The organism is Streptomyces xanthophaeus, from assembly GCF_030440515.1.
In the GTDB taxonomy this organism is placed as follows: domain Bacteria; phylum Actinomycetota; class Actinomycetes; order Streptomycetales; family Streptomycetaceae; genus Streptomyces; species Streptomyces kutzneri.
Window position 1 is genome coordinate 3,478,152 of record NZ_CP076543.1, and the last position, 13,801, is coordinate 3,491,952.

9 protein-coding genes are annotated in these 13,801 nt (G+C 67.0%); 3 read left to right on the forward strand and 6 right to left on the reverse strand.

The genetic code is table 11. The features are described from left to right. Positions 1–13: 13 nt before the first annotated feature. From KO717_RS15065 to KO717_RS15075, 3 genes are read left to right on the forward strand one after another with little or no spacing between them, the layout of a single operon-like run. Positions 14–982 carry a hypothetical protein gene (locus KO717_RS15065; protein WP_301367922.1) on the forward strand — a complete coding sequence of 323 codons (969 nt, stop codon included), beginning with the start codon at positions 14–16 and terminating at the stop codon, positions 980–982. Continuing rightward, positions 979–1,479 (forward strand): Pycsar system effector family protein, encoded by a 501-nt coding sequence (locus KO717_RS15070; RefSeq protein WP_301367923.1) that lies wholly within the window; start codon positions 979–981, stop codon positions 1,477–1,479. The genes KO717_RS15065 and KO717_RS15070 overlap by 4 nt, the downstream gene beginning before the upstream one ends. Before the next feature lie 12 nt (positions 1,480–1,491). Then, positions 1,492–2,445, forward strand: coding sequence for a M48 family metalloprotease (locus KO717_RS15075; RefSeq protein WP_301367925.1), 954 nt, complete (start codon positions 1,492–1,494; stop codon positions 2,443–2,445). Between the two features lie 76 nt (positions 2,446–2,521). Here the strand turns inward: KO717_RS15075 and KO717_RS15080 are convergent, their stop codons facing one another. From KO717_RS15080 to KO717_RS15105, 6 genes are all read right to left on the reverse strand, one after another. Continuing rightward, positions 2,522–6,421, reverse strand: coding sequence for a DNA-directed RNA polymerase subunit beta' (locus tag KO717_RS15080; RefSeq protein ID WP_266381488.1), 3,900 nt, complete (start codon positions 6,419–6,421; stop codon positions 2,522–2,524). A gap of 96 nt (positions 6,422–6,517) precedes the next feature. Continuing rightward, the gene (rpoB, locus tag KO717_RS15085; protein ID WP_030008451.1) at positions 6,518–10,000 is read right to left on the reverse strand and encodes a DNA-directed RNA polymerase subunit beta; all 3,483 of its coding nucleotides are present in this window, start codon (positions 9,998–10,000) and stop codon (positions 6,518–6,520) included. Positions 10,001–10,575: 575 nt separating this feature from the next. Beyond that, on the reverse strand, positions 10,576–10,959 hold the full coding sequence (gene rplL, locus KO717_RS15090) for a 50S ribosomal protein L7/L12 (protein ID WP_301367927.1): 384 nt from the start codon (positions 10,957–10,959) through the stop codon (positions 10,576–10,578). Positions 10,960–11,069: 110 nt separating this feature from the next. Next, positions 11,070–11,600, reverse strand: a complete 531-nt coding sequence (rplJ, locus tag KO717_RS15095) for a 50S ribosomal protein L10 (RefSeq protein ID WP_099889951.1) — start codon at positions 11,598–11,600, stop codon at positions 11,070–11,072. Between the two features lie 246 nt (positions 11,601–11,846). Continuing rightward, complete coding sequence (locus KO717_RS15100; RefSeq protein WP_301367928.1) at positions 11,847–12,737, reverse strand: hypothetical protein; 891 nt, start codon at positions 12,735–12,737, stop codon at positions 11,847–11,849. A gap of 76 nt (positions 12,738–12,813) precedes the next feature. Then, the gene (locus tag KO717_RS15105) at positions 12,814–13,761 is read right to left on the reverse strand and encodes a hypothetical protein (protein ID WP_301367930.1); all 948 of its coding nucleotides are present in this window, start codon (positions 13,759–13,761) and stop codon (positions 12,814–12,816) included. Positions 13,762–13,801 lie beyond the last annotated feature (40 nt).

A 13,801-nucleotide genomic window follows, 5' to 3' on the forward strand; every position in this document is an offset into this window, starting at 1 on the left:
AAGGAGTCCCATCATGGACAACCCGCTACTCCGCGCGCCCGACTGGGACCAACAGGCCCACCGGCACACCCTGCTCATCGACCCGGTCCTCACCGTGCGCCAGCTCGGCCGACTCGGCCTTGTGCGCCCGGTCCCGACCCGGATCGACCACGCCCTGGTCTGCTCGACCTCGCGCGGCACGTACGACACGTATCTGCCCCCGCACAGGCCGCGTACGGCCCGACGCCGGTACACCGCCGTCTACGAGGTGGACTTGGGCATTCACCCGGTGCGCACACGGATTCTGCTGCCCAGCAGCGATGACGCTCACGAGTTCGATGTAACCGTGGAGATCGACTGGCAGGTCATCGACCCGGCGCTGTTCGTCCGCAGCGGTCATCGTGACGTGCCCCGGCTGCTGCTCGGCGCACTCGAACGAGCGGCCAGGCCGGTCGCCCGCCGGTTCCCGATCTCGGCGAGCGCCGACGCCGAGGCTGCCGTCCTGTCCGCCGTACGGGGAGACAAGCCGCTCGGCGAGGCGGTCGGGCTGCGGGCAGTGTGGACCGTGCGGATCCGCCGGGACGCCGAGAACATCGAGCACGCCCGCCGCCTCCAAGGAATCGAGCACGCGACGGCCGAGGACATCCGGACCAAACTGGGGCAGCTGGAACTGCAGGAGTACGAGGCCAAGCGGATCGCCTTTTACCGCGAGTACCTGGCGCGCGGTGGAGTCGACGCGTGGGCCATGCACCTGGCTCAGCACCCCGAGGACGCCTCCGAGACCCTGGCGAAACTCGACACGGCCCGCCAGGCGGAACTGCAGGTGCAGCTGGCTCTGGTCAAGGAGCTCCTGGCCAAGACCGGAACGGAGGCTTTCGAACTGGAAGGACCGCGGCGGCTCGCCATCGACGCAGTCCACGGCATCCTCGGCCAGTACATGCCACCGACACCCCACGAGCCCGGTCCTCACGGCCCCGACGGCGCCCCGGACACTTCCCGGTGACCGGGAACGTGGACGGGAACACCGCCGCCCGGCTGCTCGTCGACCTCCGGGTCGAGATCGCCCGGGCCGACAGCAAGGCCGCGCTGCTGGTCGGTGCCTTCGGGATGACAGCCGGAGTGCTCAGTGCCCAGCTCGCCGGGCGGCACTGGCAGCCGAGCCTGCTGTCGGGGCTCGGCCAGGCCGTTTGGTGGACCGGGGTGGCGGCGCTCGCGATGGCCCTGCTCGCGCTGCTGCTTGCCGTACTCCCCCGGTCGCTCAGTACCGATTGGCAGGCCGGGGTCCCCCTCTCGTACTTCGGGGACGTCCGCTCCGCTGACCGCCAGGGCCTGCTCGAGGAGGCCCTGGCCACCACAGACGCAGCCCCCGGCGCCGCCCTGCGGGCAGCTCTCGCGGCGAACAGCCGCATCGCCGTCCGCAAGCACCAGTGGATCCGTGCCGGACTGCTCGCCTTCTGCGCGGGCGTGTTCCTGCTGCCCACGGCCCTGCTCATCGGCTGACCGGAGACCCCCATGGACGCGATATCCGACCCCGTCCCGGATCGCCCCACCGACGACCTCGTCTACCGTCACGTCCCCGGCACGCGCATCACCTACCGGGCCCGGCAGCGTGCCGTCGACCTGACTGCCTGGCTCCGGCTCGCCCTGCACCTGCCCGGCTTCCTTCTCGGCCTCGCGCTGGTGGGTGGCACGGCTCTCGTCGTTGAAGCCTTGATCGGCGTGCCCGCCTGGATACCGGTCGTTCTGTGGTCCGGCTCCGGTGTACTCGTCTTCCACCGGCCCACAGAAGAGCGGATCGCCAGGCATCTGCTGCGGCTTCACCGGCCGCTCCCCCACGAACTGGCCGTCCTCGCCCCCGTCTGGTCTGAGGTCACCGCACGGGCGGGCGTCGACGGCCGTCGCTACCAGTTGTGGATCGAGGACAGCGACGACATCAACGCACGCGCCGCCGCCGGGCACATCGTGGGGGTGACCCGGCACGCACTGGAGCAGCTGCCCCGTTCGCAGCTGGCAGCCGTACTCGCCCATGAGCTGGGCCATCACACCGGAGGCCATGCCTGGGCCGGGCTGCTCGGCCAGTGGTACGGGCTCCCAGCCCGAATCGCCTGGCGGGTGTTGGAGCACTTGCGGGTCCGGGCAGCCCGCGCCCTCTCCCCCATGCCCGCCCTGGTGCTCGTCGTCGCCGCCGGCTACGTCACGCACCCCACTCTGGCGGCGACCTACGGACTGCCCCTGCTGCTGTTGGCCCTCCCTTGGCTGGCAGCCGCGGTCGGCCGCCGGGCCGAACTCCGCGCCGACGCGCACGCGGCAGGCCTCGGCTTCGCCCCGATGCTGGCCGCCTTGTTGGGCCGGCTCCTCGCCGAGGAGGAGGGCGACAGCCCGCACGGGCCGCGGCTGCTCGACCGGCTCCTGTCCAGCCACCCCGACCACCGCACGCGGCTCCACCACCTGCAGCGCTACCTGTGACGCGCCCCGGCGCTGCAACGCCGCAGGGCGGCCACCCTCTCGGGTGACCGCCCTGCGGTTACTTCTCTGCTGCGACTCAGCCGTTGTACGGGCCGTAGTCGTAGTCCTCCAGCGGGACAGCCTGGCCGGAGCCGGAGCCGAAGGGCGAGTAGTCGATGTCGTCGTAACCGACGGCCGAGTACATCGCTGCCTTGGCTTCCTCGGTGGGCTCCACCCGGATGTTGCGGTAGCGGGCGAGGCCCGTACCGGCCGGGATGAGCTTACCGATGATGACGTTCTCCTTGAGGCCGATGAGGCTGTCGGACTTGGCGTTGATCGCCGCATCCGTCAGGACTCGGGTCGTCTCCTGGAAGGAGGCGGCCGACAGCCAGGATTCCGTCGCCAGCGAGGCCTTGGTGATACCCATCAGCTGCGGACGGCCGGAGGCGGGGTGACCGCCCTCGGTGACCACACGACGGTTCTCGGTCTCGAACTTCGACCGCTCGACCAGCTCGCCCGGCAGGAGCTCCGCGTCGCCGGACTCGATGATCGTCACGCGGCGCAGCATCTGCCGGATGATGATCTCGATGTGCTTGTCGTGGATCGACACGCCCTGCGAGTTGTAGACCTTCTGGACTTCGCCGACCAGGTGGACCTGGACGGCACGCTGGCCGAGGATGCGCAGCACGTCGTGCGGGTTGGTGGCACCCATGGTGAGCTTCTGGCCCACCTCGACGTGGTCGCCCTCGTGCACGATGACCTTGGCGCGCTTCGAGATCGGGAACGCCGTCTCGTCGCTGCCGTCGTCGGGCGTGATGACGATCTTCTTCGTCTTCTCGGTCTCCTCGATCCGCACGCGGCCGGCGGCCTCGGAGATCGGGGCGACACCCTTCGGGGTACGGGCCTCGAAGAGCTCGACGACACGCGGCAGACCCTGCGTGATGTCGTCACCGGCCACACCACCGGTGTGGAAGGTACGCATCGTCAGCTGGGTACCGGGCTCACCGATGGACTGGGCGGCGATGATGCCGACCGCCTCACCGATGTCGACCAGCTTGCCGGTGGCGAGCGAGCGTCCGTAGCAGAAGGCACAGGTGCCGACCGCGGACTCACAGGTCAGGACCGAGCGGGTCTTGACCTCCTCGACGCCGTTGGCGACCAGGGCGTCGATGAGCACGTCACCGAGGTCGACGTTGGCCGGCGCGATGACCTTGCCGTCGATGACGACGTCCTCGGCCAGCATGCGGGCGTAGATCGAGGTCTCGACGTCGTCGGCCTTGCGCAGCACGCCGTCCTCGCCGCGAACGGCGATCTTCAGCTTCAGACCGCGCTCGGTGCCACAGTCCTCCTCGCGGATGATCACGTCCTGCGAGACGTCCACCAGACGACGGGTCAGGTAACCCGAGTCGGCGGTACGCAGGGCGGTGTCCGCCAGACCCTTACGGGCACCGTGCGTGGAGATGAAGTACTCCAGAACGGTGAGGCCCTCACGGAAGGACGCCTTGATCGGACGCGGGATGGTCTCGTTCTTCGCGTTCGACACCAGACCACGCATACCGGCGATCTGTCGCATCTGCATCATGTTTCCTCGGGCACCCGAGTCAACCATCATGAAGATGGGGTTCGTCTTGGGGAAGTTCGCGTTCATCGCCTCGGCAACCTCGTTGGTCGCCTTGGTCCAGATCGCGATGAGCTCCTGCGTGCGCTCGTCCTTGGTGATCAGACCGCGCTCGTACTGCTTCTGGACCTTCTCGTCCATCGCCTCGTAGCCCGCGACGATGGCCTTCTTGGCCTCGGGCACGACGACGTCGGAGATGGCCACGGTGACGCCCGAACGGGTCGCCCAGTGGAAGCCGGCCGCCTTCAGGTTGTCGAGCGTCGCCGCCACGATGACCTTGGGGTAGCGCTCCGCCAGGTCGTTGACGATCTCGGAGAGCTGCTTCTTGCCCACCGAGTAGTCGACGAACGGGTAGTCCTCGGGCAGCAGCTCGTTGAAGAGCGCGCGGCCCAGGGTGGTGCGCAGACGGAAGCTGTCGCCCGGCTGGAACTCCTGCTCGCCCTCTTCGGCGACCGGCGGCACCCAGCCACGCGGCGGGATGGTGCCCACCGGGAAGCGGATGTCGACGGACGACTGCAGCGCGAGCTCGCCGTTGTCGAACGCCATGGTCGCCTCGGCCGTGGAGCCGAACGCGCGGCCCTCGCCCTTGGTGTCACGGAGCTCACCGTCGGTGGTCAGGAAGAACAGACCGAGGACCATGTCCTGGGTCGGCATCGTGACCGGACGGCCGTCGGCCGGCTTGAGGATGTTGTTCGAGGACAGCATCAGGATGCGGGCCTCGGCCTGCGCCTCCGCGGAGAGCGGCAGGTGCACGGCCATCTGGTCACCGTCGAAGTCCGCGTTGAACGCGGTGCAGACGAGCGGGTGGATCTGGATGGCCTTGCCTTCGACCAGCTGGGGCTCGAAGGCCTGGATGCCGAGGCGGTGCAGCGTGGGCGCACGGTTCAGCAGGACCGGGTGCTCGGCGATGACCTCTTCGAGGACGTCGTAGACGACCGTGCGGCCGCGCTCGACCATCCGCTTGGCGCTCTTGATGTTCTGCGCGTGGTTCAGGTCGACCAGGCGCTTCATCACGAACGGCTTGAAGAGCTCCAGCGCCATGGCCTTGGGCAGACCGCACTGGTGCAGCTTCAGCTGCGGACCGACGACGATCACGGAACGCGCGGAGTAGTCCACACGCTTACCGAGAAGGTTCTGACGGAATCGACCCTGCTTGCCCTTCAGCATGTCGCTGAGGGACTTCAGGGGACGGTTGCCGGGACCGGTCACCGGACGACCACGACGACCGTTGTCGAAGAGGGCGTCCACGGCCTCCTGAAGCATGCGCTTCTCGTTGTTCACGATGATCTCGGGGGCACCGAGGTCGAGGAGACGCTTCAGACGGTTGTTGCGGTTGATCACGCGGCGGTACAGGTCGTTCAGGTCGGAGGTCGCGAAGCGGCCACCGTCCAGCTGCACCATCGGACGCAGGTCCGGCGGGATCACCGGCACGCAGTCCAGAACCATGCCCTTGGGCTTGTTGCTGGTCTGCAGGAACGCGGAGACGACCTTGAGGCGCTTGAGCGCACGGGTCTTCTTCTGGCCCTTGCCGGTACGGATGATCTCGCGGAGGCGCTCGGCCTCCTCCTCGAGGTCGAAGGACTCCAGGCGCTTCTGCAGCGCGGCGGCGCCCATGCAGCCGTCGAAGTACGTGCCGAAGCGGTCACGCAGCTCGCGGTAGAGGAGCTCGTCGCCCTCCAGGTCCTGGACCTTGAGGTTCTTGAAGCGGGCCCACACCTCGTCGAGGCGGTCGATCTCGCGCTGGGCGCGGTCACGGAGCTGCTTCATCTCACGCTCGGCACCTTCGCGCACCTTGCGGCGTACGTCGGCCTTCGCGCCCTCGGCCTCCAGCTCGCCCAGGTCGGTCTCGAGCTTCTTGGCCCGGCCTTCGAGGTCCGCGTCACGGCGGTTCTCGATCTGCTGGCGCTCGACGGAGACGTGCGCCTCCAGCGACGGGAGGTCGCGGGTGCGACGCTCGTCGTCGACGAACGTGATCATGTACGCGGCGAAGTAGATGACCTTTTCGAGGTCCTTCGGCGCGAGGTCCAGCAGGTATCCGAGGCGCGACGGGACGCCCTTGAAGTACCAGATGTGGGTGACGGGAGCGGCAAGCTCGATGTGGCCCATCCGCTCACGGCGCACCTTGGCGCGCGTGACCTCGACGCCACAACGCTCACAGATGATGCCCTTGAAGCGGACACGCTTGTACTTGCCGCAGTAGCACTCCCAGTCCCGGGTAGGACCGAAGATCTTCTCGCAGAAGAGTCCGTCCTTCTCGGGCTTGAGGGTGCGGTAGTTGATGGTCTCCGGCTTCTTGACCTCGCCGTGCGACCAGGTTCGGATGTCGTCCGCGGTGGCAAGGCCGATCCGCAGCTCGTCGAAGAAGTTGACGTCGAGCACTGTGCGTCAATCCCTCTTTCGGGGTCGAGTCTCAATCATGGTCTGAACGGTCCCGGGGATGACGGGGGGCTCTTGAGCGAGCCCCCGTCAGGCCCGTCAGACCTCTTCGACGCTGCTCGGCTCACGCCGGGACAGGTCGATACCGAGCTCCTCCGCCGCGCGGAAGACGTCCTCGTCGGTGTCGCGCATCTCGATGGACATGCCGTCCGAGGACAGCACCTCCACGTTGAGGCAGAGCGACTGCATTTCCTTGATGAGCACCTTGAAGGACTCGGGAATGCCCGGCTCGGGGATGTTCTCGCCCTTGACGATGGCCTCGTAGACCTTCACGCGGCCGGTGACGTCGTCGGACTTGATGGTCAGCAGCTCCTGGAGGGCGTAAGCGGCGCCATAAGCCTCGAGCGCCCACACCTCCATCTCACCGAAGCGCTGGCCACCGAACTGCGCCTTACCACCCAGCGGCTGCTGCGTGATCATCGAGTACGGACCGGTCGACCGAGCGTGGAGCTTGTCGTCGACCAGGTGGTGGAGCTTGAGGATGTACATGTACCCGATCGAGATCGGGTCCGGGAACGGCTCGCCGGAGCGGCCGTCGAACAGGCGCGCCTTACCGGACGGGAGGACCAGGCGGTCACCGTCGCGGTTCGGGATGGTGTGCTCGAAGAGGCCGGCGAGCTCATCCTCGCGGGCACCGTCGAACACGGGGGTGGCGACGTTGGTACCGGGCTCGACACGGTCGGCCCCGATGACCTTCAGACGCTCGGCCCACTCCTCGCCGAGCCCGGAGACGTCCCAGCCGCGGCTGGCGAGCCAGCCGAGGTGGATCTCCAGGACCTGTCCCGGGTTCATTCGGGACGGGACACCCAGCGGGTTCAGGATGATGTCGACCGGCGTGCCGTCCTCAAGGAAGGGCATGTCCTCGATCGGAAGGATCTTGGAGATGACACCCTTGTTGCCGTGGCGGCCGGCGAGCTTGTCACCGTCGGTGATCTTGCGCTTCTGGGCGACGTAGACGCGGACCAGCTGGTTCACGCCCGGAGGAAGCTCGTCGCCCTCCTCGCGGTCGAAGACGCGGACACCGATGACCTTGCCGATCTCACCGTGAGGGACCTTGAGCGAGGTGTCACGCACCTCGCGGGCCTTCTCACCGAAGATCGCGCGGAGCAGGCGCTCCTCCGGGGTCAGCTCGGTCTCACCCTTGGGCGTGACCTTGCCGACCAGGATGTCGCCGGCGACGACGTCCGCACCGATGCGGATGATGCCGCGCTCGTCGAGGTCGGCGAGGACCTCCTCGGAGACGTTCGGGATGTCCCGGGTGATCTCCTCGGGGCCCAGCTTGGTGTCACGGGCGTCGACCTCGTGCTCCTCGATGTGGATCGAGGAGAGGACGTCGTCCTGCACGAGGCGCTGCGACAGGATGATCGCGTCCTCGTAGTTGTGACCTTCCCAGGGCATGAACGCGACGAGCAGGTTCTTGCCGAGGGCCATTTCGCCCTCTTCGGTCGCGGGACCGTCGGCGAGGACCTGGGACTCGATGATCCGGTCACCCTCGTTGACGATGACCTTCTGGTTGACCGAGGTGCCCTGGTTCGAGCGGGAGAACTTGGCGACGCGGTACGTGGTGTACGTGCCGTCGTCGTTGGCGACGGTGATGTAGTCGGCCGAGACCTCCTGGACGACACCGTCCTTCTCCGCACGGATCGAGTCACCGGCGTCGACCGCACAGCGGTACTCCATGCCGGTGCCCACCAGCGGGGCCTCCGCCTTGATGAGCGGAACGGCCTGGCGCATCATGTTCGCGCCCATGAGGGCACGGTTGGCGTCGTCGTGCTCCAGGAAGGGGATCATCGCGGTCGCGACGGACACCATCTGGCGCGGGGAGACGTCCATGTAGTCGACGTCGTCGCCGGCGATGTAGTCGATCTCGCCGCCACGACGGCGCACCAGCACGCGGTTCTCGGTGAAGCGCATGTCCTCGGACAGGCCGGCGTTGGCCTGGGCGATGACGAAGCGGTCTTCCTCGTCGGCCGTCAGGTAGTCGACCTCGTCGGTGACGACACCGTCGATGACCTTGCGGTACGGGGTCTCGACGAAACCGAACGCGTTGACGCGACCGTAGGACGCGAGCGAGCCGATCAGACCGATGTTCGGGCCTTCAGGGGTCTCGATCGGGCACATGCGGCCGTAGTGCGACGGGTGAACGTCACGGACCTCGAAGCCGGCCCGCTCACGGGACAGACCGCCGGGGCCCAGCGCCGACAGGCGGCGCTTGTGGGTCAGGCCCGAGAGCGGGTTGTTCTGGTCCATGAACTGCGACAGCTGGCTGGTGCCGAAGAACTCCTTGATGGAGGCGACGACCGGCCGGATGTTGATCAGGGTCTGCGGCGTGATGGCCTCGACGTCCTGCGTGGTCATGCGCTCGCGGACGACGCGCTCCATACGAGCCAGACCCGTGCGGACCTGGTTCTGGATGAGCTCGCCGACGTTGCGCAGACGACGGTTGCCGAAGTGGTCGATGTCATCGGTCTCGACCACGATCGAACGGCCGGACTCGCCGGTCGTCTCGGTCTCGCCGGCGTGCAGCTTGACCAGGTACTTGATCGTCGCGATGACGTCGTCGGTGGTGAGCACACCGGCGTCGAGCGGCTCGTCGGCGCCGAGCTTCTTGTTCACCTTGTAGCGGCCGACCTTGGCGAGGTCGTAGCGCTTCGGGTTGAAGTAGAGGTTCTCGAGCAGCGTCTGAGCAGCCTCGCGGGTCGGCGGTTCGCCCGGACGCAGCTTGCGGTAGATGTCGAGCAGCGCGTCGTCCTGACCCTGGGTGTGGTCCTTCTCCAGGGTGGCGCGCATGGACTCGTACTCGCCGAACTCCTCGAGGATCTGCTCGGTGGTCCAGCCGAGAGCCTTCAGGAGAACGGTGACGGACTGCTTGCGCTTGCGGTCGATGCGGACACCGACCATGTCGCGCTTGTCGATCTCCATCTCCAGCCAGGCACCCCGGGACGGGATGATCTTGGCGGAGAAGATGTCCTTGTCGGACGTCTTGTCGATGGAGGAGTCGAAGTAGACACCAGGGGAGCGGACAAGCTGCGACACGACGACACGCTCGGTGCCGTTGATGACGAAGGTGCCCTTGTTGGTCATGAGCGGGAAGTCGCCCATGAAGACCGTCTGAGACTTGATCTCTCCGGTCTCGTTGTTCGTGAACTCGGCAGTGACGAACAGCGGAGCCGCGTACGTGAAGTCGCGCTCCTTGCACTCGTCGACAGAGTTCTTCGCCGGCTCGAAACGGTGGTCGCGGAAGGTCAGCGACATCGACCCGGAGAAGTCCTCGATCGGCGAGATCTCCTCGAAGATCTCTTCCAGACCGGACTTGGTGGGGACGTCCTGTCCACTCTCAAGCGCCGACTCGACGCGAGACTTCCAGGCGGCATTGCCGAGAAGCCAGTCAAAGCTCTCGGTCTGCAGCGCCAGGAGGTTCGGAACCTCGAGGGGCTCCTTGATCTTTGCAAAGGAGATGCGCAGCGGGGCGGTGCTGGCACCGTTGTTCGTATTGGTCGAGGCGTTGCGCGAGGCGGCCAAGAGGGGGTCCTTCCGAGGGCTCGGACTCACTACGCGCGTACCGGTCCCAGCAGACACAGAAGACAAGCCCCCCGAATCCGACCGAAAAGGCCAGGTCAGGTGGATCGATCAAGTGTGCTCAAGCGTGGGCATGTCCCTGGCGACGGGCAGGGGACAGCTAACAGGCAGCGCAAAGGGTCAGTGTAGCCACTCGGCTCACTGATGTCCAGACCAGGTTTCCGGAAACCGGCAACAGGCCTTCCCCATGTCGTTCAACCAACACTGTGTCCAACGCTGCGGCGCCCGTACTCGTACACAGAGCGCGTATCAGTACTGCCCTCTTCGTAGTCGATCCATGCCTCGGATCTCGGATCCAGGTGGTCGACCTCTCGACGGGACTGAGAATTGCGCGCCGCGTCCCGTTCGTCAAGGCCCCCTGCTCCGAGCGGATCATCTTCGGACCCTGCGTCGGAGCAACGATGATCACCCTACTCCCCAACGAGACCAGGGCAAGTCAGGCACCGCGGGTACGCCAAAGGGCGACCACCCTTACGGGTGATCGCCCTTGGTTGAGGCCCTGGAGGGCCTCAGAGGTGTTACTTGACCTCGACAGCCGCGCCGGCAGCCTTGAGGGCCTCGGCGGCCTTGTCAGCGGCCTCCTTGGCGACCTTCTCGAGGACCGGCTTCGGAGCGCCGTCGACGAGGTCCTTGGCCTCCTTCAGACCCAGGGAGGTCAGCTCACGCACGACCTTGATGACCTGGATCTTCTTGTCGCCGGCACCGGTGAGGATGACGTCGAACTCGTCCTGCTCCTCGGCCGGGGCGCCGGCGTCGCCGGAGACACCGGCGGGGGCAACGGCGACGGCCGCGGCGGCGGTGACGTCGAACTTCTCCTCGAAGGCCTTCACGAACTCGGAGAGCTCGATGAGGGTCATCTCCTCGAACTGGGCGAGGAGGTCGTCCTGAGAGAGCTTCGCCATGATGGGCGATCCTTCCACTAAATCGGCAGGTGCCGGATGTATATAGAGGCGGGCGTAACGGCCCGCTACGACCCGCGCACTAGGCGGCGCGGATCAGTGCGCGAGCCGAATTACTCGGCACCGCCCTGCTCGGCGAGCTTGACGCGAAGCGCTTCCGCGGTGCGGACGAACTTCGACGGCAGCGCCTGGAAGAGCGAGGCAGCCTGAGACTGCTTGCCCTTGAACGCGCCGGCCAGCTTGCTGAGCAGAACCTCGCGGGACTCGAGGTCCGCAAGCTTCTTGATCTCATCGGCGGTGAGCGCCTTACCATCAAGGACACCCGCCTTGATGATGAGGTTCGGGTTCTCCTTGGCGAAGTCACGCAGGCTCTTCGCCGACTCCACCGGGTCACCGGTGATGAAGGCGACCGCGGTCGGACCAGCGAAGTGCTCGTCCAGCGCGGTGATCCCGGCCTGGTTGGCCGCAATCTTGGTCAGCGTGTTCTTCACCACGGCGTACTGGGCGTTCTCACCGAGGGAGCGACGCAGCGTCTTGAGCTGCGCGACGGTGAGACCCCGGTACTCGGTCAGCACGGCGGCGTTCGAGCTCTGGAACGCGTCCTTGAGCTCGGCTACCGATGCAGCCTTGTTGGGCGTCGGCATGGTGCGTTCGCCTCCTTCCGGGTGATGAGGACCGCTCAGAAGGGGCTAAACAAGAAACGCCCCGGCGCAGGCGCCAGGGCGTGGCTCGACCGGAACGAATTCCGGGAACCTTCCACAGTCACCTACGCGGGTCGTCCGTATTCAACGGATCCTTCGGCCACCGAACCCTTGCGGGCACGGCAACGACCAGCGGTCTTTGGCTTCTGGGGAAGACTACGTGAAGGGGTGCAGCCGAGGCAAATCGCCTCAGGAGTCGAGGTCCAGGCCGCCCAGTCCGGCGTCCCGGAGCCTCTGGTCGGCCTCCTTCAGCTTGCGGTCGGTCTCCTTGTTCAGGTCGTCGAGGGAGACGACCTGCTCGGCCGGCGGGGCCTGGACCGGGGCGGCCACGGCGAAGTCGGAGAACTTCGCCGTGATCTTCGTCGTGCCCTCACCGTCCGTTCTGACGGTGTCCGCGCGGACCGGGTAGCCGTCCTTGCCGATCCACAGGTCCACCTCGAAGGCGGTGATGTGCTTCACGGCCTCGTGGAGGTACCGGCGGTTCGCCTCCTCCATGACCTTGGTGGACTCGTCCGCCCTGAGCAGGTCCGCGGCGGTGAAGCTGCCCTTGTAGTGCTCGGCGTCGATGCCGTCGGCCGTCTTCTCGGTGCCGACGTGCGTGAGCTTCTCCTGGCCCAGCAGCATCGCGAGGTACTCGGCCGGGTCGTCGTTGAGCCGGACCCCGGGCTTGCCGTCCTTGGCCAGGTCCATGCTCATCCAGGTCTTGCCGTCCCGGGGCTGGGCCAGGCCGGTGTAGGCCATGTCACCGATCATGATCGAGCGGGTGTCGGGCTTCTCGCTCTTGAGGATCACGTCGTGGCTGGACGGGTACCAGCCCTTGGTCCCGGACTGACCGCTGGTCTTGCCGTCGGCCCCGGAGATGGACAGCTCCGCCTCGGCGAACCTGGCGGCCACCGTCTTCAGGTAGGACGCCTTCACCGCCTCCACGGAGGAATGCGCCTTCGCCTCGGCACCCTTGCCCCCGTCGGCCTTGGCGGTGCCCGCGTCGGCCTTGTCGCCACCGCAGGCCGTGAGGCCACCCACGAGCAGTGCGGTGCCCGCCACCGCGATAACGGCCCGGGTCCGGACAGCCTTCTTCATCGGTTCTCCCCCATGTGCGGATCTTTGCGTGGATCTTCGTTCCGAAGATCGGTACGACTGGCGGCGCGCGGGACGGTCAGGCCCCCGTGCCGCGCTCGCCCAGGTCCTTGAGCAGCGCGAAGACGTCGAAGGTCTCGCTCTCCGGCGGCGTCTCGACCGTGGCCGCGGAGCCGTAGTCGGAGTAGTGGGCGTCCATGTTCAAGGTCCCCTGCGGCGTCCGGACGCCGACCTTCATGTGGACCGGGTAGCCGTCCTTGTTCAGCCAGACGTCCATGTCGTAGCCCTTGATGCCGGCCTTCTTCGTGGCCTCGATCAGCTGCTTGCGCTCGACCTCGGAGAGCACCTTGGCGGATTCGTCGGCCGCCATCATCTCCTCGAAGGTCAGGGTGCCCTTGTAGTGCTCGGCGTCCGCGCCCTCGACCTTCTCGGCCCCCAGGTGCTTCACGTTCGGCGAGCTGAGCAGGAGGGCGAGCTGCTTGGCCGGGTCCTGGTTCTGGTCCATGCCGCTCATGCCGCTGAGCTTCTTGAGCACCTCGGCGTCGCCGGCGGCCTGCGCCGCGGCATTGAGGTCCAGCTTCATCCAGCGCTTGCCCTCCATGCTCCCGGTCATCGGGGAGCCCTTCGGCACCTCCATGAACATGACGTTGTTCGACATGACCATGCGCATGGAGTCGGCGCCCGATCCCGGGCCGGGCGCGCCCTTCACGGTGACGTCCATGACCTGCGGGTCCCAGCCCTGGACACCGGTCATCTCCACGGTGCCGCCGGCGCCCTGCGACGCGGGCATCGACATGGTCATGCGGAACTTGGCCGCCTTGGCCGTGGAGGTCTTCTTGTACGCCGCCTTGAGCGCCTCGGTGGTGGCACCGTCCACCACGGGCCGCTCCGGCGCCGCGGATCCCCCGACGGCGGCCTTCCCGGCGCCGTCCTTCCTGCCGCTCTCGCACGCCGTGACACCGCCGACGAGCAGTACGGCGGCCAGCGCTGCGCCGATGGCCCTCTTCCGGTACGCGGACACGTACATCCCCCACCCCCAGTGATCAATCGCTTGTTCGATCCGACCC

Coding starts and splice junctions, on each gene's coding strand:
- KO717_RS15065 (WP_301367922.1), top strand. CDS start 14: ATGGACAACCCGCTACTCCGCGCGCCCGACTGGGACCAACAGGCCCAC.
- KO717_RS15105 (WP_301367930.1), bottom strand. CDS start 13,761: ATGTACGTGTCCGCGTACCGGAAGAGGGCCATCGGCGCAGCGCTGGCC.
- KO717_RS15075 (WP_301367925.1), top strand. CDS start 1,492: ATGGACGCGATATCCGACCCCGTCCCGGATCGCCCCACCGACGACCTC.
- rplL (WP_301367927.1), bottom strand. CDS start 10,959: ATGGCGAAGCTCTCTCAGGACGACCTCCTCGCCCAGTTCGAGGAGATG.
- KO717_RS15100 (WP_301367928.1), bottom strand. CDS start 12,737: ATGAAGAAGGCTGTCCGGACCCGGGCCGTTATCGCGGTGGCGGGCACC.
- rplJ (WP_099889951.1), bottom strand. CDS start 11,600: ATGCCGACGCCCAACAAGGCTGCATCGGTAGCCGAGCTCAAGGACGCG.